The sequence below is a fragment of the Streptomyces sp. NPDC058240 genome, from assembly GCF_042882135.1.
Lineage (GTDB): Bacteria > Actinomycetota > Actinomycetes > Streptomycetales > Streptomycetaceae > Streptomyces.
Map to the genome: position 1 here is coordinate 33,916 of NZ_JBHVWT010000029.1, position 24,304 is coordinate 58,219.

Annotated in this window: 19 protein-coding genes and 1 tRNA gene; 10 read left to right on the forward strand and 10 right to left on the reverse strand. The window is 69.6% G+C overall.

The window, feature by feature from the left end; all coding sequences use genetic code 11:
• The first annotated feature begins 179 nt into the window (after positions 1–179).
• Together ACFVX4_RS30645 and ACFVX4_RS30650 are read left to right on the forward strand one after the other, a co-directional pair.
• Positions 180–800: an ATP/GTP-binding protein gene (locus ACFVX4_RS30645; RefSeq protein WP_389983381.1), complete on the forward strand. Its 621-nt coding sequence runs from the start codon at positions 180–182 to the stop codon at positions 798–800.
• The gene (locus tag ACFVX4_RS30650) at positions 797–1,384 is read left to right on the forward strand and encodes a GAF domain-containing protein (RefSeq protein WP_389983303.1); all 588 of its coding nucleotides are present in this window, start codon (positions 797–799) and stop codon (positions 1,382–1,384) included. Before ACFVX4_RS30645 ends, ACFVX4_RS30650 begins: the two co-directional genes overlap by 4 nt.
• Before the next feature lie 51 nt (positions 1,385–1,435).
• On the opposite strand, the gene ACFVX4_RS30655 is transcribed toward ACFVX4_RS30650, so the two are convergent.
• The 5 genes from ACFVX4_RS30655 to ACFVX4_RS30675 form a co-directional block, all read right to left on the reverse strand.
• The gene (locus ACFVX4_RS30655) at positions 1,436–3,346 is read right to left on the reverse strand and encodes a DUF2264 domain-containing protein (RefSeq protein ID WP_389983305.1); all 1,911 of its coding nucleotides are present in this window, start codon (positions 3,344–3,346) and stop codon (positions 1,436–1,438) included.
• 34 nt (positions 3,347–3,380) lie between these two features.
• The gene (locus ACFVX4_RS30660; RefSeq protein WP_389983384.1) at positions 3,381–5,744 is read right to left on the reverse strand and encodes a polysaccharide lyase 8 family protein; all 2,364 of its coding nucleotides are present in this window, start codon (positions 5,742–5,744) and stop codon (positions 3,381–3,383) included.
• A gap of 92 nt (positions 5,745–5,836) precedes the next feature.
• Complete coding sequence (locus ACFVX4_RS30665; RefSeq protein ID WP_389983308.1) at positions 5,837–7,225, reverse strand: M60 family metallopeptidase; 1,389 nt, start codon at positions 7,223–7,225, stop codon at positions 5,837–5,839.
• A 156-nt stretch (positions 7,226–7,381) separates the two neighbouring features.
• A complete protein-coding gene (locus tag ACFVX4_RS30670; protein ID WP_389983311.1) occupies positions 7,382–8,476 on the reverse strand; it encodes a LacI family DNA-binding transcriptional regulator in 1,095 nt (364 codons plus the stop codon).
• Positions 8,477–8,699: 223 nt separating this feature from the next.
• Entirely contained in the window at positions 8,700–9,686 is a 987-nt protein-coding gene (locus ACFVX4_RS30675) for a hydroxyacid dehydrogenase (protein ID WP_389983314.1), read from the reverse strand.
• A gap of 339 nt (positions 9,687–10,025) precedes the next feature.
• Here ACFVX4_RS30675 and ACFVX4_RS30680 point away from each other — a divergent pair, with 339 nt between their 5' ends.
• From ACFVX4_RS30680 to ACFVX4_RS30700, 5 genes are all read left to right on the forward strand, one after another.
• Complete coding sequence (locus ACFVX4_RS30680; protein ID WP_385338127.1) at positions 10,026–11,039, forward strand: ABC transporter permease; 1,014 nt, start codon at positions 10,026–10,028, stop codon at positions 11,037–11,039.
• 82 nt (positions 11,040–11,121) lie between these two features.
• Positions 11,122–11,982: a carbohydrate ABC transporter permease gene (locus ACFVX4_RS30685; RefSeq protein ID WP_266431402.1), complete on the forward strand. Its 861-nt coding sequence runs from the start codon at positions 11,122–11,124 to the stop codon at positions 11,980–11,982.
• 51 nt (positions 11,983–12,033) lie between these two features.
• Positions 12,034–13,707 (forward strand): extracellular solute-binding protein, encoded by a 1,674-nt coding sequence (locus ACFVX4_RS30690; RefSeq protein WP_389983318.1) that lies wholly within the window; start codon positions 12,034–12,036, stop codon positions 13,705–13,707.
• Positions 13,704–15,170, forward strand: coding sequence for a M1 family metallopeptidase (locus ACFVX4_RS30695; RefSeq protein WP_389983321.1), 1,467 nt, complete (start codon positions 13,704–13,706; stop codon positions 15,168–15,170). The genes ACFVX4_RS30690 and ACFVX4_RS30695 overlap by 4 nt, the downstream gene beginning before the upstream one ends.
• The gene (locus ACFVX4_RS30700; protein WP_389983324.1) at positions 15,167–17,383 is read left to right on the forward strand and encodes a right-handed parallel beta-helix repeat-containing protein; all 2,217 of its coding nucleotides are present in this window, start codon (positions 15,167–15,169) and stop codon (positions 17,381–17,383) included. Before ACFVX4_RS30695 ends, ACFVX4_RS30700 begins: the two co-directional genes overlap by 4 nt.
• Before the next feature lie 100 nt (positions 17,384–17,483).
• On the opposite strand, the gene ACFVX4_RS30705 is transcribed toward ACFVX4_RS30700, so the two are convergent.
• Positions 17,484–18,386, reverse strand: coding sequence for a transketolase family protein (locus tag ACFVX4_RS30705; protein WP_389983327.1), 903 nt, complete (start codon positions 18,384–18,386; stop codon positions 17,484–17,486).
• A gap of 66 nt (positions 18,387–18,452) precedes the next feature.
• The gene (locus tag ACFVX4_RS30710) at positions 18,453–19,154 is read right to left on the reverse strand and encodes a transketolase (protein ID WP_389983329.1); all 702 of its coding nucleotides are present in this window, start codon (positions 19,152–19,154) and stop codon (positions 18,453–18,455) included.
• A 126-nt stretch (positions 19,155–19,280) separates the two neighbouring features.
• Between ACFVX4_RS30710 and ACFVX4_RS30715 the strand changes: the two genes are divergently transcribed.
• Positions 19,281–19,354, forward strand: a tRNA-Pro gene (locus ACFVX4_RS30715).
• Between the two features lie 110 nt (positions 19,355–19,464).
• Here the strand turns inward: ACFVX4_RS30715 and ACFVX4_RS30720 are convergent.
• The 3 genes from ACFVX4_RS30720 to ACFVX4_RS30730 form a co-directional block, all read right to left on the reverse strand.
• Entirely contained in the window at positions 19,465–20,682 is a 1,218-nt protein-coding gene (locus tag ACFVX4_RS30720) for a tyrosine-type recombinase/integrase (protein WP_389983387.1), read from the reverse strand.
• A complete protein-coding gene (locus tag ACFVX4_RS30725; RefSeq protein ID WP_389983332.1) occupies positions 20,682–21,089 on the reverse strand; it encodes a helix-turn-helix domain-containing protein in 408 nt (135 codons plus the stop codon). Before ACFVX4_RS30725 ends, ACFVX4_RS30720 begins: the two co-directional genes overlap by 1 nt.
• Positions 21,090–21,592: 503 nt before the next feature.
• On the reverse strand, positions 21,593–21,898 hold the full coding sequence (locus tag ACFVX4_RS30730) for a hypothetical protein (RefSeq protein WP_389983334.1): 306 nt from the start codon (positions 21,896–21,898) through the stop codon (positions 21,593–21,595).
• 388 nt (positions 21,899–22,286) lie between these two features.
• Here ACFVX4_RS30730 and ACFVX4_RS30735 point away from each other — a divergent pair, with 388 nt between their 5' ends.
• Together ACFVX4_RS30735 and ACFVX4_RS30740 are read left to right on the forward strand one after the other, a co-directional pair.
• Entirely contained in the window at positions 22,287–23,546 is a 1,260-nt protein-coding gene (locus ACFVX4_RS30735) for a hypothetical protein (protein WP_389983337.1), read from the forward strand.
• Between the two features lie 371 nt (positions 23,547–23,917).
• Positions 23,918–24,226, forward strand: coding sequence for a hypothetical protein (locus ACFVX4_RS30740; protein WP_389983340.1), 309 nt, complete (start codon positions 23,918–23,920; stop codon positions 24,224–24,226).
• Positions 24,227–24,304: the final 78 nt, after the last annotated feature.

Here is a 24,304-nt window from a genome sequence, read left to right on the forward strand (position 1 = left end):
GACACCCGGGGAACCACGGTGACGCGCTGGATTACGGAGCTGCGGAGAACTACGGTGACGCGCTGGATTACGGACCCGCGCAGAACTACGGGGACAGCCGGAGCTACGGGGACGCGCAGGGCTACGGGGATGCTCCGGGCCACGAAGCCGGGCCGGGCCACGGCGGCCCCGGCGGCACCCTGGATGCCTCCGGAGCCGCAGGCACCGAGGGCTCGGAAGGCTTTCCCGTCGCGCTCAAGGTGCTGGTGGCAGGCGGGTTCGGCGTCGGCAAGACGACATTCGTCGGCGCGGTCAGCGAAATCGCACCGCTGAGCACGGAAGAGCTGCTGACCCAGGTCAGCGCCGCGACGGACAGCCTCGACGGGATCGAGTCCAAGACCTCCACCACCGTGGCGATGGACTTCGGCCGCATCTCCCTCGACGAGCAGCACGTTCTCTATCTGTTCGGAACCCCGGGCCAGGAACGCTTCTGGTTCATGTGGGACGAACTTTCCCAGGGAGCGCTGGGAGCGGTCGTGATCGCGGACACCCGTCGGCTCGCCGAGTGCTTCGCCGCCGTCGACTTCTTCGAGCGGCGCGGCATCGGATTCATCGTCGCGGTGAACGAGTTCGACGGCGCCTACCGCTACGCACCCGAGGAGATCCGCGCCGCACTCGACCTGGGGCCGGACGTACCGGTGGTGCTCGGCGACGCCCGGATCGCCAGCTCGGGCACCGGGGCGCTGGTCACGCTGGTCCAGCACCTGATCAACGCCACCTCGACCCCGGCCCCGCTGATCGGCTTCGGAGCCCACCCGTGACCCGAAACGCCACTGGCCGCATGCTGCTCACGCCCGTCGACCGCGATGCCGTCTTCCGTACCCAGCGGCTGAGGACGCTCGGGCTCGGGGAACGCGCCGACGCGTCGTTCGACAACTTCGACGCCTTCGCCGACCGGGTGGCCGAGGTGACCGAAGTGCCCTTCTCGATGGTCAACTTCATCGACGGCAACCGGCAGTTCTTCGCCGGGCTGCACACCCCGGCCGGCACGCACAAGGGCTCCGACCTGGGCGCCACGGCCGCGGGCAGCAGCCGCAGCGGCCGTTACGTCGCGCTCGACCGCGGCTACTGCCCGCATGTCGTCGTCCGGCGCAAGGCGCTCGTCCTGGAGGACGTCTGCGACTACCCCCGGTTCGCAGGCAATCCTGTGGTCGACGAAATAGGCATCCGTTCCTATCTCGGCGCGCCCCTCATCGACCGCACGGGCGTCGCCCTGGGCGCCGTCTGCGCGGTCGACACCGTGCCCCGCTCGTGGGGCAGGGCGGGGCTCGACACGATCAAGTCCCTGGCCCTGGAACTCGTCGGGCACATCGATCAACGGGAGGGGAACAGCATCGGCATCTGACCGGCCGCCCGCCGTCCACCGCCCGGCCGGCGCCCCGGCCCACGACCGCGATCAGACCTCGACGGTCGTACCGTCCAGGAAGGTCAGCACCACCGAGTCCGCCCCCGCTCGCACCCGCACCGCGTCGCGCAGCGCCTCCGGGTGCACGGCGTCCCGGGAGAGGGCGACCAGCGAGACATGGACGCTCCGCCCGCCCGGGTGCGGCCCGCTGCGGAGATACGGGATCGCCGAATGCGGCCCGTACGCATTGGACTGGACATCACGTGCCACAGCGGCCCCTTCCGTACCGCCGTCCCAGCCGTGCAGCGCGATCAGGGCGCTGCTCAGACCGTCGGCCGTACGGGCGAGTGCCCAGTCGGGACCCGACAGGGCGAACGGCCTCTCCGCATGGGAGACCGCGTGACCGCCTTCCCGCACCACCACGCCTTCCGGCGCCTCGACCCGGTGCACCCGAATCTCCCACGGACCGTGCAGCACACTCGTCGTCTCGATCCGGTACGGATGATCGTCACCGGGCAGCCTGGCCGCGTACCAGGAGGCCGCGACGCGGTCCTCGCAGCGCAGCGGATGGATCCGGCGGCGCACCGACGGGGTGCCGTCGGGCGCCACGAGTGCCAGATGACCGTCGATGGAGCGTGCCACGGCGTGCGGGGCGGCCTCGGGCGCCGTCGCCGTCGAGTAGGCGAACCTGGCGTAGTGCGGATCGTCCGTGCCCTCGGACGGGTCGGCCGACTCGTCGAACGGCGGATTGTGGTCGCTGCCGTGATTGACCAGTCGGACGATGCCGTCGTCGCGGGTGCCGTGCAGCAGCCAGCCGGGGGCGGGCAGCGCGGTGTACCGGTCGGACTCCTCGATGGGCAGCGGCAGTTCGCGCGCCGTCCACACGGCGTGGTCGGCCGGCAGCAGCAGCCCGAGGAAGCCCTTGCTCGCCCAGTACGGCGAGGCGGGACCGGAGTACGGCTGGGTGCTCGGCAGGAACGTGTCGTACCAGCCGAGCGTCAGCAGCCCCCGCTCGTCCGGCACACCGCGCTCCGCGAAGTGCCGCATCGTGCCCGAGGCGAGCCGGCGGGTGAGCCCCGGCGCCAGCGGGGTGCAGTCGGCCAGCGCCCCCATCCACACCGGTGCCAGGGCGGCGAACCGGTACGTCAGTGAACGGCCCTGGTGGACCGGCGCGCCGTCGGAGCCGAAGAAGTGCGGATAGTCCTCCAGGAACCGGCTGAGCCGCTGCCGGTAGACCTCGGTCCTGCCCCCGTCGTCGTCGCCCGCGATCCGCGACCACAGCAGCGGGTACAGATGCATGGCCCAGCCGATGTAGTAGTCGAAGTTCCGGCCGTCCCCGTCGGTGTACCAGCCGTCACCGACGTACCAGTCCTCGATCCTGTCCAGGTTCGATTCGATGTCCGAGCGGCTGTACGGCGCCCCGACCGAGGCGAGGAACTGCTCGGACACCACCTGGAAGAGCCGCCAGTTGTTGTCCCAGGTGCGCCCGCCGACGAACCCGGAGAACCAGTCGACGACCCGCTGCTGCACCCGCGCGTCCAGCCGGTCCCAGATCCACGGCCGGGTCTCGTGCAGCGCCACCGCGACCGACGCCGCCTCCACCATCTGCTGCGAGCAGTCCGTCAGCTTCGGCCACGCCTCCCCGCTGCCGGGGTCCGTGCCCGCGGCCAGCCCAGCCGTGTACCGCTCGATCAGGGCGGGGTCGACCGCCCCGCCCGCGCCCGCGATCCGGCAGGCGGCGAGCAGGAACGACCGGGCGAACCCTTCGAGACCGTCCGAGACGACCCCCGACCAGCTGCCGCGGCCGGGCAGCCGGTACTGGGCGAAGCCGGGTGTCGCGTACGGCACCAGCGCATCCAGCATCCGGTCGGCCGTCGCCTCCCAGTGGGCCCGGGTCCAGCCGGTTCGTGACGACAGGAGCCGGTCGGGCGGCGGCAGTTGCAGATGCGGTGCGACGGACATGGTGGTGCTGCTCCTCGGGGTGATGCGGGGTGGATTACCGGTTGAGTTCGGCTCGGTGGGTGTGGCCGCGTGCGCCGCCGACGGCGACGGTGAGTACGGGCCTGCGGCCCGGGACGATGCTCACCGAGTCATCGGCGCTCACCACCGACCGTACGGGGAACGGCAGCTCGACCGAGAGCGTGGTGAGCGTCCGTCCCGGGTCGGCGACCGCGACGCGGACCTGCGCGCCGTGGCGCTGCACGAGTACCGACGCCGGGCCCGACGCGGTTATCCCGGCCGCCGTTCCGGCGCGCCAGAAATTCACCGCCGTCAGCCCTGCCCGGCGTGCCTCCACCGCCTGCGCGGTGGTGTCGTTGGCGACGATCCGGACCGGCCGGGACCGCGACCAGACCGCCGTCGCCGCGGCCGATGCGCCGGGCAGCAGCACATAGGCGTAGTGGGCGTCGGTGGGGGAGGGGCCGTGGTCCGTCCAGAGCGTCAGGTAGCGGCGGGTGACCGGGTCGGTGCTGCCGCCCGTGTCGGCCCCGGTGTCGATGGCCCGCCAGGTGCCGGTGCGCTGCTCACGCAGGGCGTGCAGGGCGGTTCCCCCGGGGAACACATAGCCGCCCACCGTGTCGACATGGGCCCATCGGGCCTGGCCGAACTCGCCGCTCCAGCCCTGCTCGGCGGGCTGGCGGACGCCGTCGACTAGCAGCCGGTGACGCCCGTCCGCGCCCAGGTTGCGGTTCTCGACGATCGTCTCGACCGGCCGGCCGTCGCTCGCCGTGATGCCCGCGCCGAGTGCGATCACCGCGTTGTCCAGCAGGAACCACGACTTCCTGGTCCGCAGGGTGGTGCCCTGGGCGCCGATCACCTCCATCGCGGCGGCCCCGTACCGGCCGTCCAGCACGGCACCGCCCGCGACGGCGTTGGACGGACGGTAGGTGGACGTACCGGCGCTCGTGCCGAGATCGGTCCGCTGCCGGGTGTCGACCGTGGTGCCGGGGAGCCGGTACGGATCGACGGTCGGCCAGAAGCCGTCGTTGAACTGCCCCAGGTCGTCGCCGTCGTACAGATACGTCATGCCGTCGCCGGTGTACCAGCCGTGCAGATTCTCGCCGTTGCCCGCCTCGTACGCCGAGATCCGCTTCGACGACAGGGACAGCGCGCAGGCCCAGCCCGGGCGGCGGTGCACGACGCGGTCCATGTCGGCGAAGACATGGCTGCCCGTGGTGCGCGGTCCGGCCGGCACGCTCCTGTCGTTCAGTAGGGCCTTGGCCAGGGCGAGTTGGGGCAGTGTCGCGAGGGCCTCGAAGGGGGTGGCGCGATTGCGGGTCAGCCAGCCCTTGACCAGGGCGCGCCAGCGACCCGCGTACTCGGCGGGTGCGCCGGAGGCCAGGAGCAGGATCGCCGCGAGGGCCGTCGCGCCGTCGCGGTGGTCACCGGCGCGCTCCCGGGAGACCGCCCGGCCGCGCACCGAGTCCATCATCAGTCCGTCGAAGATCACCGGGGCGAAGGTCCGCTCGACGGCGTCGTACATCACCGACACCTTCGGGTCGGCCACCGCCCACTCCGAGCCCGCCAGCAGGGCCAGCAGATAGGCCGTGCCGCCCAGCAGCACGATGCCGTACGACCCGGTGTAGGCCACCACGTCGTGCTGGACGAACGAGCCGTCCTCGTAGAAGCCGTCACCGGAACTCGTGTACCGGAACAGGCTGTTGCGCCCCGCGTCCCGTACGTCGGACAGCGCGTCGCGGGCCGATACGAGCTTGGCCGCGTCCCGTCCCAGCAGCCCGCGCAGCGCCACGATGACGGCCTTGTCGGTGCGGTTCGCCCCGGTCTCGGAGAGCGTCGGGGAGTTGGTGCGACGGTCCGCGTCCGGGCAGAACCGGTCGACGACCGTCAGATAGTCCGTCAGATCGGCTGCGGGCAGCCGGTCGCGCAGGATGACGGAGCAGTCCATCAGCGCACGCGGGGCGCCGATCTCCCAGAACCACCAGTTGCCGCTCTCGCGCTCGGCCGGGTTGTACGCGGTGTCGTGGGTGAAGCGCAGCGCCGCGACGAGGGCATCCGCCACCTGTGTGGATCCGGCGAGGGAGGTGCCCTCGGTGGCCCAGGCGGTGGCGACGGTACGCAGCCGGGTGTAGCTCTGGCCGAAGTTGCCCGGGTCGGTGAGCGGGGCGAGGTCCGGCCAGAGCGCGGTGCGGCCGGCGCCGCGGTCGAGGGTGTCCCACAGGCCCTTGGCCGCGGTGTCCAGGGCCGCGACCGCCGCCGTGAAGTCGGTGTCGGCCGGGTCGAACCCGCCGCCGGTGAGCAGGGATTCGGCCCGCTGGAGCAAGGTGTCGAAGTCGGCGGTGGCCGCGGCCCCGGCGGTGGTCTCCGCGACGGGGGAGGCGTGCGCAGCGCCGGCCGAGGTCATGAGCGCGGTCGCGGCCGTGACGGCGGTGGCGCTGCTCGCCGCGAGGAGGGTTCGTCTGCTGAGGTTCACGGTGAACTCCCTTGTCGCCGTGGTCAGTCGGCCAGCGTGGCCGGGTCGACGGACGGCTTCGGCAGATTCAGCGCGGCCAGCTCGGCCCTGCCCGTGGCGTCGATCGGGAACGCCCAGGTGTTCACGAAGAAGTCCGTCAGGTCGTAGCCCGCGACACGGCTGGAGAAGGTGGCGAGGGCCCGGTAGCGCTTGTCGGTCTCCGTGTACTCGGACTGCGGGTTCTCCTCGCGGACCAGCTTGTGCATCCGGGGCCAGAAGTCGTCGCCGAACGCCAGCTCCAGCTGGCGCAGCGGGACGAGCTTCTCGTACGCGCCGAAGGACTTCTCGTACGTCAGCCCGGCCGTGCCGAACTTCTGCTGTGCCGACTGGAAGTACGTGAGACCCGTCTTCGGGTCGACGGTCAGGAGGTTGGACGGCTGCTTCAGGGTGCGCTGCGCGGCCAGCGAGTAGATGTTGACCGTGACCTCGGTCAGGCCACCGGGCTTGTAGGCGAACTGCTGGTGGAGATGGCCGAGTTCGTGGTAGAGCCCCCAGCCCCGGGTACGCAGTCCCTCCACGGTCGTGGCCCGGTCGAGATAGGCGCGCGGGAAGCCGTTGTAGCCGTGGGTGGCGTAGGCGCCGACCCCGCTGGGCACCTTGCTGACCTCGGTGAAGTGGTACGGACCGGCCTTGCGCCGGTGCACCGGCTTCGAACCGTCCAGACCGCTGATCCGGGCATGGGAGTCGGTGATCGTCTCGACCAGCCCGAGCAGCGCGGCATGGTCCTCGCCGCGGTACAGCAGCGCACCCTCGCGAGTGAGCGTCATGATCGTGTGCGGCGCGTGCAGTTCGACGTACGGCGATGCGGTGTGCGTGTCCAGCTGCCGCTGGTAGTCGGCCTCCGAGGTGCGGCCCAGGGTGAAGACCGGCATGGGCACGGCACCGGAGCGGATCAGCACACCGGCCCGCTCGCCGCGGCCCGTCAGGGTGAGGTAGACCGGGCCGCCGTGCGGGTCCGTGACCGTGTTGGCCCCCGCGGTCAGCGGATAGCTGCGGGGCTCGGTGATCTCACCGTAGTAGTCCCAGGCGCCGATCCAGAGGGTGGGCAGCAGATCGTCGTAGGGCTGGACCGTGAGGGAGAGAGGGGTGCCGGCCGGGACGTACAGACCGGTGGGCTGGAACTCCGAGCCGCGCAGGGCCTGTCCGAGCCGCAGCCGCTCGGCCTCGGCGGCGGGCCGGGCGGTCACGGTCAGCTTGACCGGGCGGCCGGCCCGGCGCTCCGGATCGGTGCCGGGCGTGGTGGCCCGAGCCGTTCCGGTGGCCGCGCCGAGTGCGATGGCCGCTCCGGCTCCGGCGGCCGCGGCGAGAACGGAACGTCGGCCGACGGGGGAGGAAGCGGTGGCGGAGCCGGCGGAGTCTGTGGGCATGCGCATGCGGAACTCTCCCTGCGGAAACGAGTGAGGGGCGGAAGCGTGCGGAACGGTGCTGCTCGGCGCCAGCATGTAAGCGGTTGCTATTCAGAGGCAAGAGGGGGCAAGAAGTTACTGCTTTTTTCTATGGCCAACTACGGACAGGCGGGAAGTAACCGGTCACATCCCGGCGGAGCGGCCGGGCCTCGGCGCAACGGAATCGCGTACCACGATGTGGGTACCGAGCCGCAGCGCCCCCGTGGTCGGCTCGCGCCAGTCGTCCTCGTCCCCGCCGGTGACGGCCAGTCGTACCGCCTGGCGCCCCATCTCCTCCAGCGGAATATGGACCGTGGTCAGCCGCGGCCGCAGCTCCTGGGCCACCGGGATGTCGTCGTACCCCACCAGGGAAACGTCCTTCGGCACCCGGATCCCGGCCTCCTCCAGGGCCTGCGCCGCGCCCGCCGCCACCATGTCGTTGGCGGCGAAGACCGCGGTGAAGTCCGGCCCGTCCCGCAGTAGTTCGGCCATCCTCCGGTAGCCGAAGTTACGGCTGAAGGCGCCGGACTGGACAAGCTCGGGGTCCGGGGTGATGCCGCGCAGCTCAAGGGCCCGTTGGTGCCCGGCCAGCCGGTCGCGAGTGGTGGAGAGCTTGGGCGGGCCGCCGAGGTAGAGGATCCGCTCGTGTCCCTGCATCAGCAGATGGTCGGTGATGGCGAAGGCGCCGCCCTCGTTGTCGTACTCGACCGCGACGGTCGGGGCCTGCTCGCCCAGCGCCGACCTGCCGCACAGCACCAGCTTCGATCCGCCCGCGTCCAGTTCGCGCGCCCTGCGGGCCAGTTCGGTGGTGTAGCCGCGGTCCGCGATGGAGCCGCCGACCACGACCACCGCGTCCGCCCGGCGCTCGTGCATCAGATCGATGAAGGCCAGCTCCCGCTGCGGATCGCCCTGGGTGCAGCAGACCAGACAGAGTCGTCCGCCCAGTGCCGCCTCCCGTTCCACACCGCGCGCGATGTACGCGTAGAACGGGTCGATGACCTCGTTGACGATGATCCCGACGGTGCGGTTGGAGACGCCGGCCAGAGCGCGGGCGTGGGCGTTGACGACATAGCCCAGCTCGCGCATCGCGGACTCGACCCGCTCCCGGGTCGCCTCGGCGACCGGGTAGTTGCGGTTCAGTACGCGGGAGACGGTGGCCGTCGAGACACCTGCGCGCCGCGCGACGTCGGTGACCGTCGCCCGCCGTTGTCCGTCCGCGGCTGTGCTCTGCCGGCGCATCCGGCTCACCCCCTGGTGGCTGTTGTGTGACGCCGAGCCTAGTGCCCCTCCCGGCAGGCTCCGCCCTGTCGCGCCGGTCATCACGCGCGCTCGCGGCGTCGGCCAAATGCCCTGGTGGCTCCGGTGCGAGGGCTTCCGGCCGCCTTGCGGTCGCACGCACCGGACGACGTTCCTTCCGGGCGGACATCGCCGGTCACGGCACGCGCCTGCGCCGGCCAGGGGCTCACGCGATCCTCCCCAGGTCGGCCCGGTGCACCGGGTGGTCGAACGGTGTGCCATGCGCGTACCGCGCCAGCTCGCCGACCGCGAGCGCCCCGAGCCGCCCCACCTCGTTGCCCTGAGCGCCCGCCAGGTGCGGGGTGAGGAAGACGTTCGGCAGGTCCCACAAGGGGTGGCCGTGCGGCAGCGGCTCGGGCGATGTCACGTCGAGGACCGCGTCCAGCCGCCCGCTGACCAGGTGCTCGGTCAGTGCCTCGGTGTCCACCAGGCGGCCGCGCGCGGTGTTGACGAGCAGGGTGCCGGGGCGCATCAGGCCGATCCGCCGGGCGTCGATGATCCCGCGGGTCTCCGGTGTGTCGGGGGCGTGGACGGTCACCACGTCGCTGGTCGCCACCAGGGTGTCGAGATCGGTCGGGGTGACGCCGAGCAGTTCCGCCTCGGCCGCACCGACGTAGGGGTCGTAGAGCAGTACCTCCGCGTCGAGGACCCGGAGAAGCTCGATGACCCGGCGGCCGATCCGGGAGGCCCCGACCACACCGATGGTCAGCCCGTGCGTGCCGAGCCAGTGCTGCCGGTCGAGGTCGGCGCCGGTGCGGTGGGTGCGTCGGGTGCGGAAGAGCCCGGCCAGTGGGAACACCCGCTTGGCGCCCATGATGATCGCCGCCAGGGTGAACTCGGCGACCGGTACGGCGTTGGCGGCGGCGGCCGACGAGACCACGATCCCGCGATCGAACGCAACCGGGGACAGAAACGTTTTCACCGTGCCGGCCGCGTGGATCACGGCACGCAGCGCGGGCGCCCGGTCCAGCAGCCCGGCGTCGACGGGCGGGCAGCCCCAGCCGGTGAGCAGGACCTCCGCGGCACTCAGCGCCGCGGAGGCCAGCGGGGAGTCGAACTCGCTGATCACGGACGGGTCGAGAAGGTCGGCGGTCTCCTCCAGACGGGCCCGTACCGGTGGCGGAAAGACGTCGTCCAGCAGTCCGGGGCTCATGACCAGGAGCGTGCGCGGCCGTCGCGGGGACGGTGCCGCGGCATCGCTACCGGAATGTGCCGGTGCCTCTTCGGTGGTTCGCACCCTGCCTCCGGACAGTAATCGCGTTCTATGGGATGACCGGCACGCTAAGGAGCGCGATGGCCGACCGTCAAGCTCCGACCTGCTGCAACTGTCCAGTTGAGCAGCATATTTACTGGTTCGATGTGTCGGATTCGGCCGCTGGAGCATCGCGGCTCAATGACTTTTGCCTGGATCTCTTGACGCTTGGGTTAACCGCTTACTAACTTGCGGCCCCAGAAGGCCCACCACGCGCCACCCAGCCGAACAGGACGCACCATGGCTGAAACAGCACCCCCGTTGCCGCGGGAAAAGCGGCGACGGATGGCTGAAACACCCTCCCCGCCAGCCGCCGGGGCCGTTGTCGCACAGCAGCGGCTGAGCCTCTGGCAGCGGATCAAGCGGGACCGGGTGATGCTGCTGCTCACCCTGCCCGGCCTGCTGTACTTCGTCGTCTTCCACTACGTACCGCTGCTCGGCTACGTCGTGGCGTTCCAGGACTACCAGCCGTACCTCGGCTACATGCACAGCGTCTGGGTGGGGTTCGCCAACTTCTCCGCGGCGTTCGGCGAGCCGGCCTTCTGGTCCGCGACGTTCAACACCCTGGAGATCGCCCTCGTCCAGCTGGTGTTCTTCTTCCCGATCCCGATCGCCCTGGCCCTGCTGCTCAACAGCATCGCCAGCGACCGGATCAGGCGCTTCGTGCAGAGCGTCGTCTACCTGCCGCACTTCATCGGCTGGGTCATCATCGTCTCGATCTTCCAGCAGATCCTGGGCGGTGCCGGGCTCCTGCCCGACGTCCTCGGCGGCCTGGGGCTGCCGCGCTACGACATGATGAGCGACCCCGACGCCTTCCCCTGGCTGCTGACCCTCCAGGTCGCCTGGAAGGACGCCGGCTGGGGCACGATCATCATCCTCGCCGCGCTGCTGAACATCGACAAGCAGCAGTACGAGGCCGCCGCCATCGACGGTGCGGGGCCGCGACGCCGCCTGTGGCACGTGACTCTGCCGGGCATCGCCCCCGTACTCATCCTGCTGCTGATCCTCAACCTCGGGCAGATCCTCTCCGTCGGCTTCGAGCAGATCCTGCTCCAGCGGGACGCGGTCGGCCCGGACGCCGGTGAAGTCCTCGACACCTACGTCTACTACCACGGCATCAAGGACAACGACTGGGGCGTCGCCGCCGCCGTCGGACTCGTCAAGGCGGTCATCGGCACCGCACTCGTCCTGGGCGCGAACAAGTTCGCCCACCGACTCGGCCACGAAGGGGTGTACCGCGGTGCTGACCGCTGAGAAGACGCGCGCCACGACGGAATCCACCGCACCGGCGCCCCGCCCCGCCCCCGCCCGGAAGTCCGACGGCCGTCCCCCGTGGATGGAGCGGCCGACCCGCATCGGACAGATCGCCAAGGCGATCGCCATCGTCGTGGTCGTCCTCGCCGTCGCCTACCCGCTGGTCGGCGTCATCGGCACGAGCTTCGCCTCGCAGACCGACATCATCAAGAGCTCCGGCCTCGTCCTGTGGCCGGACCACCCCACCCTGGACGCCTACCGCACCATCTTCACCGGCGGAGTCGTCACCCGGGCGCTGATCGTCTCCCTGGGCATCACGGTCTTTGGCACCCTCGCCAGCCTCCTCGTCACCGTCGGCATGGCGTACGGGCTCTCCCGCCGCGATGTCACGGGCTCCCGCTTCATCCTGATGACGGCCCTGTTCACGATGCTCTTCAACGCGGGCATCATCCCGAACTTCCTGCTGGTCAAGGGTCTTGGCCTGTACGACACCTACGCGGCGCTCGTCATGCCCACCCTGGTCAGCGCCTTCAACCTGGTCGTCCTGCGGTCCTTCTTCATGAACCTGCCCGAGGAGCTGTACGACGCCGCGAAGGTCGACGGAGCCGGAGACTTCCGCATCCTGGTGCGGATCGTCCTGCCGCTGTCCAAGGCCGTCCTCGCCGTGATCAGCCTCTTCTACGCGGTGACGTACTGGAACGCCTTCTTCAACTCGCTCCTGTACCTCAACGACTCCGACAAGTGGCCGCTGCCGATGGTGCTGCGCACCTACGTGCTCCAGGGCCAGAGCCTGAACGCCGCCTCGGCCGGCGAGGTGCTCGCCCCGCAGCAGGCCGTACAGATGGCGGTCCTGGTGATCGCCGTCGTACCGATCCTCTGCGTCTATCCGTTCCTCCAGCGCTACTTCACCAAGGGCGTGCTCACGGGCGCCGTCAAGGGCTGAGCGCAGCCACCGCCCCCCACTCCTTCCTTCCCTTCTCTCAAGGAGATTCAGGTGTCGAGCTCCACCCCCATCAATCGCAGAGCACTGTTCCGCATGGGTGCGGGCGTCGGTCTGGGACTGGCCGCCGCCCCGCTGCTCGCCGCCTGCGGCGACGGCGGCACGACCGCGAAGGCGGAGGCCAAGAGCGCCTCGCTGCTCCCGGACACCGCGGTCCGCAACATCGGCCTCAAGCCCGACCTGGCGGGCACCGCGGCGGGCGTTCCGCAGGGCTTCTTCAGCTACCCGGCCAAGCCGCTGCGCGCCACGAAGAGCATCCCGCTCAAGGGGGCCAAGCCGATCAGTGCGACGATGGAGACCTTCTCTCCGCCGCCGCCCGCACGCGGCAGCAACGCCGACTGGCAGGAGATCGAGAAGCTCCTCGGCGGCCAGGTGAACATCACCGCCGTCCCCGCGGACGACTACGGCACCAAGTTCTCCACCATGGTCGCCAGCGACAGCCTGCCCGACCTCTTCATGTACCCGGAGAGCGGTGGCGTGGACAACAAGGCCGCCTTCCTCCAGGCCAAGTGCGCCGACCTGACCCCGTACCTCTCCGGTGACAAGGTCAAGGACTACCCGAACCTGGCCGCGATCCCGAAGGGCGCCTGGCAGTCCGCCATCTTCGGCGGGAAGCTCTACGGCATCCCGATCGCCCGGACCGGCACCGGTGGCGCGGGCGTCTACCGCCACGACCTGTTCGAGGAGGTCGGCGTCACCAGCCTCGACCAGATCACCGACCTCGACCGGTTCGTCGAGGTCTGCAAGGAGCTGACCCGGCCCAAGCAGGACCAGTACGCCATCATCGCGGGCGCCACCAGCATGCTCGCCATGTCCGCGGGCGCGCCCAACTTCTGGCGGCTGGACGAGAAGACCGGCAAGTTCACCGTCGACCTGGAGACCCCGGAGTACCGCAAGGCCGTCGAGACGGCGCGGCTTCTGTACAAGGCCGGCTGTTACTACCCGGGCACCCTCCAGATGTCCGGGGCGCAGAAGGCCCAGTACACGGACATGTTCAAGAACGGCAAGGGCGCCTACGTCTACGACGGCATGCCCACCTACCTGGCGCCCGGCGTCGGCTACATCGCCTCGATGAAGGCGATCGACAAGAAGTACGACCCGCGCCCGCTCGTGCCGGTCGGCAAGGACGCCGTCGCCTGGATGGACAACATCTCGCTCCAGAACACCCACATCAAGAAGGCGTCCGGAGACCGCGTCAAGGAGATCCTGGCCCTCGCCGACTTCGCCGCGTCCCCGTTCGGCAGCCAGGAGTACACCCTCATCAACTACGGGGTCGAGGGCAAGGACTTCACCCGGGACGCCAAGGGCAACCCGGCGCTCACCAAGCAGGGCACCCAGGATGTCACCGTGCCGTGGAAGTTCATGGCCTCCGCCGTCCCGGCGATCTTCAGCGCCGACTCGGAGCAGGGCGTCCGCCACGTCCATGACGCCTTCACCAAGATGATCCCCATGATGGTGCCGGACCCGACGCTCCAGTACTCCTCGCCCACCTGGGACTCCAAGGGCTCCGGCAGCCTCAACACGCTCAAGGGCGACGCGCTGAAGGACATCATCTCCGGTCGCAAGCCCATGTCCGCCTACGACCAGCTCGTCAAGGACTACCTGGCCAAGGGCGGCGAGCAGGCCCGAGGCGAGTTCGAGAACGCCTTCCAGGAGGGGAAGAAGTGACGACCCGACGTTCGGCCCTGAAACTCGGCGGCGCGGCGGTGGCCGCGGCCGTCGCCGTACCCGCCCTCGGCTCGCCCGCCTCCGCCCGGTCGCACGGCTTCGACCCGAAGCCGGGCTCGGACGGCGTCGGCGACCCGCTCTTCCCGACCCTCGGGAACGGCGGCTACCAGGTCGTCCACTACGACCTGACCTTCGACTTCACCCCGGTCACGTACGACTTCACCGCCGCGGTGCGGATCAACGCCAAGGCCACCCAGGACCTCTCCGCGTTCAACCTGGACACCGACGGCCACACCATCGACGCCGTTACCGTCGCCGGCCGCCCCGCCACCTGGGCGCTCTCGCCCGGCAAGAGCGGCCAGGAGCTCACCGTCACCCCCGCCCGCCCGCTCCACAAGGGGCAGGCGTTCACCGCCGAGGTCCGCTACCGGGGCAACGGCAAGACCCCCCGACTCGGCCTGACCGGCTGGAAGTTCGGCACCGACGGCGGCTTCGCCTCCGCCGCCCAGTCCTCCCGCGCCGACACCTTCCTGCCCTGCAACGACACCCCGTCCGACAAGGCGACGTGGACCTTCCACATCAGCGCCCCGCAGGGCTATGTCGCCGCCGCCAACGGCGAACTGCTCCACAGGACCCCGCGCGCCGACGGCTCCACCGTCTGGCACTTCGCCCTGCGCGAGCGCATGGCGACCGAACTCATCGGCATCGCCGTCGTCAAGGGCACCTATCTGTACGGCACCAGCCACCGCGGACTGCCGCTGCGGCACATCGTCCCGCAGGGCCAGGAGGACAAGTACGGCCCGATCGTCGCGCGCACCGCCGACCATCTGGCCTGGCTGGAGGCGAAGTTCGGCCGCTACCCGTTCTCCGTCTACGGCGTCCACATCTACGACGGCTACACCGACGCCCTGGAGAACCAGACCCTCTCCCTGTTCTCCACCAACTGGTTCAAGCTCAACGCCGACGGGCAGCCCGGCTACGAGACCACCATGGTCCACGAGCTCGTCCACCAGTGGTTCGGCGACTCCGTCACCCCGAACGACTGGCAGCAGGCCTGGCTCAACGAGGGTCCCGCCGTGTACTACGCCGGTCTGTACGGCGAGGAGCGCGGCTGGTCGGTCTTCGAGGACAAGATGAAGGCGACGTACGAGAAGCTCGACGCGGTCCGCGCCGCCGACGGGCCGCCCGGACTGCCCAAGGCGCTCGGCGGCACCAACATCTACGACGGCGGCGCCCTCGTCCTGTACGCGCTCAGCCTCCGGACCGGTCAGCGGAAGTTCGACCGGGTCATGCGCGAGTGGGTGAAGCGCTTCAAGGACTCCACGTACACCAGCGAGGCGTTCATCCGGCACACCGTCGACGTCACCGGCGACAAGTCCCTCGACCCGTTCCTGCGCGACTGGCTCTTCGGAGCCGTGAACCCGCCCATGCCCGGCCACCCCGACTGGAAGGCCTCTGCGTGAACCGCCGCTCCCTGAACGTCGTACGAGGAACCGCCGCTGCCGCCTCCGCCGCCGTCCTGGCCGCGCTCCTGGCGGCCCCGGCCGCCCAGGCCGCCCCCGGTACCCGCACCCTGTACGCGGCCCCGGACGGACACGGCACCTCCTGCACGGTCGCCCGCCCCTGCACCCCGGAAGGCGCCCGCGACCAGGCACGCACCGAGAGCGGCCGCGACGTGCGCGTACTCCTGAAGAACGGCACGTACAAGCTCGACCAGCCCCTGAAGCTCGGTCCCGCCGACTCCGGGAAGAACGGCCGCACGGTCACCTGGGCCGCGGCCCCCGGCGCCCGCCCCGTCCTCTCCGGCGGACAGGACATCACCGGCTGGCGGCAGAACACCGACGGCACCTGGACCGCCGACGTCCCGGCCGGCGTCGACCCCCGCCAGCTCTTCATCGACGGCAGGCGCGCGACCCGCGCCCGCGGCGAGGCCTGCGCGGCGAGCACCTGCGACGCCACGAAGACCGGGATGACCGGCGCGGTCGCCACGGGTATCGCCCAGTGGCAGCGCCCCACCGACGCCGAAGCCGTCATCCGGGTCCGCTGGCGCAACTACCACTGCCGGATCACGGGCGTGAACGGCGATGTCATGACCTTCGCCCAGCCCTGCTGGACCAACTCGGCGAGCGGCACCGACCGCACCGGACCCGCCTGGGACTCCACCACGGTCGACTCCACCCGCTACAGCGGCGTCGCCCACTTCGAGAACGCCCCCGAACTCCTCGACCAGCCGGGCGAGTTCGTCTGGAACTCGAAGTACCGCACCGTCACCTACCTGCCGCACAAGGGCGAGAACATGCGCCATGCGCGGGCCGTCACCCCGCACACCGAACAGCTGCTCGTCGTCGACGGCGCCCACGACGTCACCGTCAGCGGGATCGGCTTCGCGTACGCGGCGTACCGCCAGCCCGGCACCGACGAGGGCTACGCGGGCATGCAGGCCGGTCTCACCCTGACCGGCGCCACCGGCCCCGTCGACCACGCGGGCCGCTTCTACACCAAGCCGTCCGCCGCGGTGACCGTCCGCGGCGGACAGCGCGTCAGCATCGACAACGCCCGGTTCGGCCGGCTCGGCGGGGCGGGCGCGATCCTCGAAGCGGGCACCAAGGACAGCTCGGTTACCCGCTCCTCCTTCACCGACCTTTCCTCGGGCGCCGTCTACGTGGGCGACACCGAGCCGATGCCGTCGGCGGCGCTCGCGGGGGAGCGGAACACCGTCGCGCACAACACCATCACCCGCTCCGGCGTCGAGTTCACCGACTCGGTGGGCATCTGGGCCGGGTACGAGGCGGGGCTGATCGTCGACCACAACAGCCTGGACCACCTCCCGTACTCCGGGATCTCGGTCGGCTGGGGCTGGAACCAGCCCGAGTCCCAGAAGTCCGTCCTGCGTGACAACAAGGTGATGAACAACCGGATCACCCACGTCATGGAGGTCACCCAGGAGCAGCACGACGGCGGGGCGATCTACACCCAGGGCGCACAGCCGGGCACGGTCGTCTCCGGCAACTACATCAACCGCTCCGCCTTCGGGAACACCGAGCGCGACGGCAACGGCATCTACCTCGACGAACAGTCCTCGCACATCGTCGTCGAGAAGAACGTCATCACCCGCATCGGCTACAAGTGGGTCTCGAACTGGGCGGACTACGGCATCCAGAACACCGCCCGGGGCAACTGGACCGACACTGCCGCGCCCGCCCTCGGTGGCACGGGCTCGGTCATGACGGACAACCTCACCGGCCTGGACCGGCTGCCGGCCGAGGCCCTCGCCGTCGCACGCCGGGCGGGCGCCCACGGCGGTCCGGTCGAGCAACTGCGCACCGACCTGGCCCGCACCGGCACGGCCACCCAGTCCTCCACCGAGGGAACGGCGGGCGCGGAGCTCGCCCTGGACGGCGACACCAACACGGACACCCGCACGCTCTCCGAGGCGGGCGCCTGGTGGCAGGTCGACCTGGGTGCCGAGCAGCGCGTCCGCCAGATCGAGATCTGGAACAACTCCTCCGCCACGACCGCCGACTTCGACGTGGTCACGGACGACGGAACGGTCCACGTCAGCGGGAAGGCGCTGCGCCCGACGGTCCTGGACCTGGACAGCCGCACCCGCACGGTGAAGATCGTGACGTCCGGCACCGGACGCGTGGCGCTGTCCCAGGTGCTCGTCCACCCGTAGCGGTTCTCCCCTCGCCGGGCGGCATCGAGCCCGCCCGGCGGGGGAGGGCGACACCGGCACCGGGACGCCGCCGGTCATCCGACCGGCGGCTCCGGCCCGGTCAGCGGCGGAGGAAGGCGCCGATCCGCTCCCGCAGCCCCCTCGCGTCCAGGCCGTGCGCGGCCAGGTGCTCGTCCATCTCCCCGTACTTGCGCAATTCGGCCCGCCCCACTCCGAGGCCCAGCACGCGGTGCGGCAGCTCGGCGAGCGCGTCATTGGCGGCAGCAGTGGACGTGCCCGCCAGATACGGCTCGACGATCACCACATCGGCGACCCCGTGAACACCGACCGTCCGCCGCAGCCCGTCCCCGTCGAACGGGCGCACCGTCGTCGCGTACAGCACCGTCACATCGAGCCCGTCGGTCGCGGCGAGCACGTTGTCGAGCATCGGTCCGACGGCGATCACCACCCCGCCCGTCCCCTCCCGCACCGCGGTGAACCCGCTCCCCGCGCCGACCGGCCGCGCCCGGTCGTTGGACTGCACCGACAGGCGCACGTAGACCCGGCCGTCCCCGGCCGCGGCCTCCCGCAGCAGCACCTCGGCCTCGTCCGGGTGGCCCGGCACATGAACGGTCCAGTCGTCCAGGGTGTCCAGGAGCGCGACATCGCCCGGCGACATATGGGTGAACCCGCCGGCCGGCCAGTCGTACGAAGCTCCGGCGCTCACCAGCACCCCGCCCACTCCCTGGTGGCCGAAGTCCAGCTTGACCTGCTCGAACGGCCGCTCCACCAGAAAGCTGGCGAAGGTGTGCACGATCGGCCGCAGCCCGGTCAGCGCCATCCCGGCGCCCGCGCCGACCAGCAGCTGCTCCCTGATTCCCACATTGATGACCCGGTCCGGATGGGTCCGCGCCGCCCCGCCGAAGCCGTCGCGGCTGATCTCGGCCAGGACCAGGGCGAGGCGCGGGTCCTCGTCCAGCAACTGTGACGTGGTGGCGATGAAGCGGTCACGCATCGTGTCCATGTGAAGTGTCCCTCTCGTGTCGTGCAGGCTCGGCGTACTCGGGTCCCAGGTCTTCGCGTGATGCGTTCAGTCCTTCGGGTCGACGCGCGCGACCACGGCCCGCGGCTGTCCGGGGTGCGGCGCGGTGAAGGCCGCGTACAGCGCCTCGTGGTCCCGTCCGTCGACGGAGCCGACCGACCAGCCCGCCGCCTCGAACCGGGCCGCGATCCCGCCGGGCCGGGCGTACGAGGACGACGCGTTGTCGATCACCACGGTGTGCAGCTGTTCCAGCCCGGCCGGGCCCGCATAGGCCAGCGCCTCGTGATTGCTGCCCTCGTCCAGCTCGGCGTCCCCGATCAGCACCCACACCCGCGGATCGGTGAGCCCCTGCGCCCGCAACCCGAGCACGCTCCCCACGGCCAGCGGCAGCCCGTGCCCCAGCGACCCGCTGCCGATCTCGACCCCCGGCACCAGCATCCGATCCGGATGGTGCCCGAGCGGTGAGTCGTACGCCCCGAACCCCGGCAGCAGCTCCTCGCCGAAGAAACCGTGCGCGGCCAGGACCGCGTAGTACGCCATCGGACCGTGCCCCTTGGACAGCAGGAACCGGTCGCGGCCGGGCGCGTCGACGGTGCCGGGTGCCACCCGCAGCACCCGGTCGTACAGCACCCACAAGGCGTCCAGGGTGGAGGTCGCTGCGGGGCTGTGCTTCTCGTCCCCGGTCATCAGGCTCATCAGACGGTTCATGTCGCGGTCGTCACGCGTCGGTGCGGCGGTCGTGTTCGTCATGGCACAAGCGTTGAACATCAAGCTTGGTCGAGGTCAAGCGGTAAAGGCGTTCGTGACCACCCGCCCGAGTGCGGTATTGTTCTCATGCGCGTTCAGCCAGGGGGAAACCCCAGGTCAGACGGGCATCGGGACGTGGCGCAGCTTGGTAGCGCACTTGACTGGGGGTCAAGGGGTCGCAGGTTCAAATCCTGTCGTCCCGACTGGAGACAGTCGCAGATCAGGGCCGGTTTCGGAGCAATCCGAAACCGGCCCTTGATCATTTCTGGGGACCAGTTGGGGACCAGCTGGAGGTCCGGCGTCCTTGACCGGGTCAGCGGGTCATGACGATGGGGCTCGGCAGCGAGCGCGGTGCGCGCAGCACGTTGAAGTGGGCCGAGAGCGCCGCCCCGGCGGCCGTGATCTTGTGGACGTCCGGGTGAAGGTAGCGCTGGGTGGTGGTCAGTGAACCGTGGCCGGCGATTCTGCGGAGCACGTGTACTTGGACCCCGGCGTCGGCGAACCAGGTCAGTCCGGTGTGTCGGAGGTCGTGGCGGCGCAGATGCTCGTAGCCTAGCTTGGTGACCACGTCGTCCCAGTGTGTGGCGTCGCGCAGGACGGCGGTGGAGATACGTCCGCCTCGCGGGCCCGTGAACAGGCGGGCGTCCGGATTGGGGCCGGCGGTCAGGATGCGCTGGGCGACGAGGGGGCGGATCTCCTCGACGATGGGAACCTTGCGGGCCCGCTTGCCCTTGGTGCCCTTGTCGGTCAGCCCGCCGGGCGCGGGCGTGGTCTGACGCCGCACGGTCCAGATCCACTGGGTGGTGTCGATGTCTCCGACGCGGCAGCCTGAGATCTCTCCGATCCGTGCGGCGGTGCACGCGGCGAAGATGACCACGTCTCCCCAGCCGCGGTACTCGTCGTGGGAGGCGGCCACGAGTGCGTCGGCCAGTGCGACGAGTGTTTCCCAGTCGGGCAGGGCGAGCGCGCGTGGGTCGAGGAGTTCGTCCTCGGCCTGCTTGTAGAGCTTCTGCCAGCCGGTCACCCGGGCGGGGTTCACCTTGATGATGCCGTCGCGGACTGCTTGCTCCATGACGCGGACCAGGACGGCGATGGTGTTCTTGACCGTTGAGCGGCTGAGCTCGTCGGCGATCCAGTTCTGCACGGTGCGGTCGACAGCGCCGTTGGTGATCATCCGGACCGCGACGTGGCCCAGGGCGGGCACGACACGCATCCGCCAGCCTGACAGGTAGGGGTCGAGTGTTTTCAGCTCCAGGCCGCGCAGGGCGAGGTCCATGTTCGCGTTGCCGTATTCGGCGAGCTTCATGGTGGCGAGCGACGGGGACAGCCCTGCCTCAGCCGCTTCGATGATGGACTGGAGCCACTCCTGCGCTTCATCCTCGTCCGCCTTCCCCTCCGACAGGGACAGACGCCGCTTCGTAGCCGGATCGAACCAGCGGACTCGCGCGCGGTACGGGTTGGGGCGATCAGGCCGGTACTCGATGTCGGTGGTGAGTCGGACGCCGACCGGCACAATGGCCTTGTCGGTCATCATGCGACTCGGCGCGGGACGGTCCGGTGGCGACGCAGCCATTCTTCAACGTCGACCGCGCTGTACATGATGACGCGTTCCGAAACTGAGACGAACGGCGGGCCCTGGGGTGGCCGAGCGGTGCGCCAACGGCGCAGAGTCGAGGTGTTTACACGCAGGCAGGCGGCGAGGTCGCGCGTCGAATACCAGGCATTGGCCAGGAGAGACGACCCGCTGTCATCTCGGACGAAAGGGGCACCGCCCTCATTCTTCGTGTGCGTCTGACGGTCTGTGTAGTCTGCTATCGGTTCGGTGGGCAAGGGCGGTGGATCTCCGGGGGGTATGGAGCACCAAAGGGGTACCGAAGAAGGCGGTCGGCGACAAGCGACGCGGCCCGCAGGTGGAGAACCATTGGGTTCTGCATGCACAGAAGCGGTGAGTCCCTTCTGATGGAACTGATCCGCAGTGGTGCTCTGGGCAAACGGTGGACAACAATCGTCTGCAGAAGCGCCGGTTTGGCTAACCGGCGATGTTCGGCTATGTTGCCCTCATTTGCGACGCGGTGAGCATCACGTACTGTGCCGATTAATGTTTCTCGATGACGCATCATGTGGAGTGTGTCGCCATCCTTGAACCGGCCGTGAAGGGCTCCTGACCTGCGGTTTCTCGCGTGCGCATTATGTGCGGTGTGGGCGTTACGGGCGATATCTTGACGCTGAAATGACGCTCGTGACGCTCATTTGACGCTCGTTCTGACGGGGAATCACCTGGCTAATCGTGCAGGTCACGTTGGCTGGGAGGCGCGCTGCCGTGGGCTGGTTTTGCGGGAACTTGAAGAAGATTCCGCCGGGTTACGGCGGCCGCCGCTGGTTGCGGTGGCAGGCGCGCTGCTGCCGCACTTCGGCGGGCCGGACGTGTGGCGGATCGGGTGTCAGTAGGTGGGGCCGTAGGGGCTCCAGTGCCCGAGGAAGGGCTTCAGGTCGTCGGGGCGTGGCTCGGCTATGTCGGGCAGCCGGGGCGCTGTGTTCAGTGGGTCGAGGCGCTCCACGCGGGCTGCTGCCCAGTCGATCCAGGCTTCGGCTTCGGTCCGGGTTTGGCCTGGGGGCATGCCCCCGACTCGGGTGCGTACGGCGTTCACATATTTCGTCAGTCGGGCGGCGTGGCGCCATATCCCTTCCTGCGCCTCGAAGTGCCTGACGCGGTACGCCTCGGCGTACCGGATTCGGGCTTCTTTCATGGCGGCTTCCCAGTGGATGCGCTTCTGGCGTGCCACTTCGATCTCGTCCAGACGTCTGCGTTCGGTGGCTTCGCCGCAGAGGGTGACCTCCTGGGCGATTTCGGCGAGCTGGTCTTCCAGGGGGGCGGCCGGGGGTATCGGACCATTCGCTGGCCCGATGTGGTTGGCCGCCGCTGAGGACGAAGCGGAGACACTCGGACGGGGTGTAGTCGAAGCGGGGGATCCTGACCCAGGAGTCCTTCTTGGCTGCGGTGAGTTCCTTCTCGGTGGCGACGTGCTCGGTCCGGTCTTGCTCCTGGAGGACAAGGAACCCCTCATCAACCTCGTTGGCAGCCGCTTTCACCGAAAGAGCTTGGCCGCCCTGGTTCGGGACGTCTAGCTTGGCACCATGATCACCCGCTATTACCTCAAGTGCCCGGGATGTGCGGAGGCGTTCGACGCCCGCCTCGGTGTGGAGCCGACCCGCGGAACGCGCTTTTACCTGCCGTGCCCGCACTGCGGACTATCGATCCGGGGCTCGATGTCGGGCACTGAGCTCGAAAACCACCGTATCGCCATCGAGTGCGAGGTGCTGAGCGACTCCGCGCCAGAGTCTCCTGGTAGACGCGTCGTGACCATCAATCCGTTCGTGCCGTCGCGCTACGACGCCGACACGTTCACGCCGATGGGGTCCTTCCCGACGATGACGCTCCTCCAGGCCCTCGGCGACCACGCCTTCGCGGAGTTCCAGTCCGAACGGCATTCGGCGCTCGAAGCGGGCCGCGATCAATGGCCCACGGTTCGCATGTTGTTCCAGTACTACCTCCAGGGCAACACTGCGATGTTCGTCCGCATCGCGCAGCAGCAGCTCGGACTCGCATGGGAACCGGGCACGAGCCATGAGCGAACGACTGTCGCTTACCAGGCTATGGGCGCAGTGACGACGGTCATCACAGGGACCACGGGGACCACCAGCGCCAACGTAATCGGCCGCTTCTCGCGCAAGCACTTCGCAGCGATGAAACGACACAAGGATCACCTCGCGACCTTCCGGCGTCGAGGACAATCCTCGGCGGCTCTGGAACGAGATGTCTTCACGGAGCTCAACCGTTTCGTAGAACATCACGAGTCCTGGGAGATGGGGCTCCTGGGGAGGTTCTTCGGGCCGGGGGGCAAGGACGCCTTCGACGACCTTGTCCTCTACCGCGACGAGTTCTCGATGGTGAGGGACCTGTACCACCACGGATTCGAGCTCGCCTGCAAGTGCCTGTGGCCGCTTGTTGCAGCACAGAACACGGTGAAGCGCGGAAGCCCGGACGACTTCGGAGCCATCCACCCCGACCGCGTACCCGAGAAGATGCGCCCCAGGAACCTCGACAAGTTCGACAAGCTGCCGAATGCCTTCAAAATCGCATACGTGGCACAGGTGCCGGGTTGGGAGCCATTGGAGAGCCTGCTCAACAACCGTCGCCGGAACACGATCGGGCACGCGACAGCACATCACAACCTCCAGACAGGCCGCGTCGTCAGCGATGAGAGCCCCTCCGGGATGACCTATCTCGAGTTCCTCGGCGAGGTCCTCGGTGTCTTCGAAGCCCTCTCGACCCTTGCCCAGGTGCTCAGGGCCAGTCGTGTTGCTTCCTCGCCGGACTTCGGCCCTTTCGAATGACGACGCCGAGATACACAGGCACGTGCTACAGAGGGCCGGGCGCCACCTCGCCACCTCTCTGGATACGTACCGGGTCGGGGCGTTCACGGGCGGCGTTCCTGCGATCGGGGAGAGGCCCGAAGTCCAGCTCAGGCAAGGTGTGGAGACATGGACCACGTCGTGCTCGGGCGAGGCTCCTTGATGGCGCTGTTGACCTTGCGTCGCGGTCATGACAAATAATTACGCATCTGAGGACGCGTGAGTCCGCCCGTTCGCTGTGGCGATTAACGCTGCGCGTGGATGGCAACGCCTACGAGTAGGATGCGGTGTTGCTCCTCTTGGACCACCCCTGCGTACCGGAAGGAACCACCGCAACGTGGCAGCCGGTCGACATGCCCTCCACCGCACTGACCCGCCGCGACCGGGACTTCCTGTTCAATGAGCTGCGCTCGACCACCGCCGTACTCGACTACCTCTACCGAGCCGCGAAGGAACCGGCCGTTCCGCTCGGTGAGGAAGCGGTCCGCTACTACGAACTCGCCGCGACCGACGCCTACACCCCGCCCGACTGCCCCGCGCTCGGTGGTCGACGTACTGCTGGGGCGCCGCGAGCTACGTTGTCGTCGCCGGAGGTGCACTCATGCCGCTGGCGCCCACCGCTCTGTCGGATTCCTTCTGGGCGAGGCCAGCGGAGAGCGTAGGATTCCGGGAGTGTAGATCAAGGGCCGTGCCGCCTGGGGGCTCCGTCTCGGAGAAAAGGGTGCCGCGGCCCCTGCCGG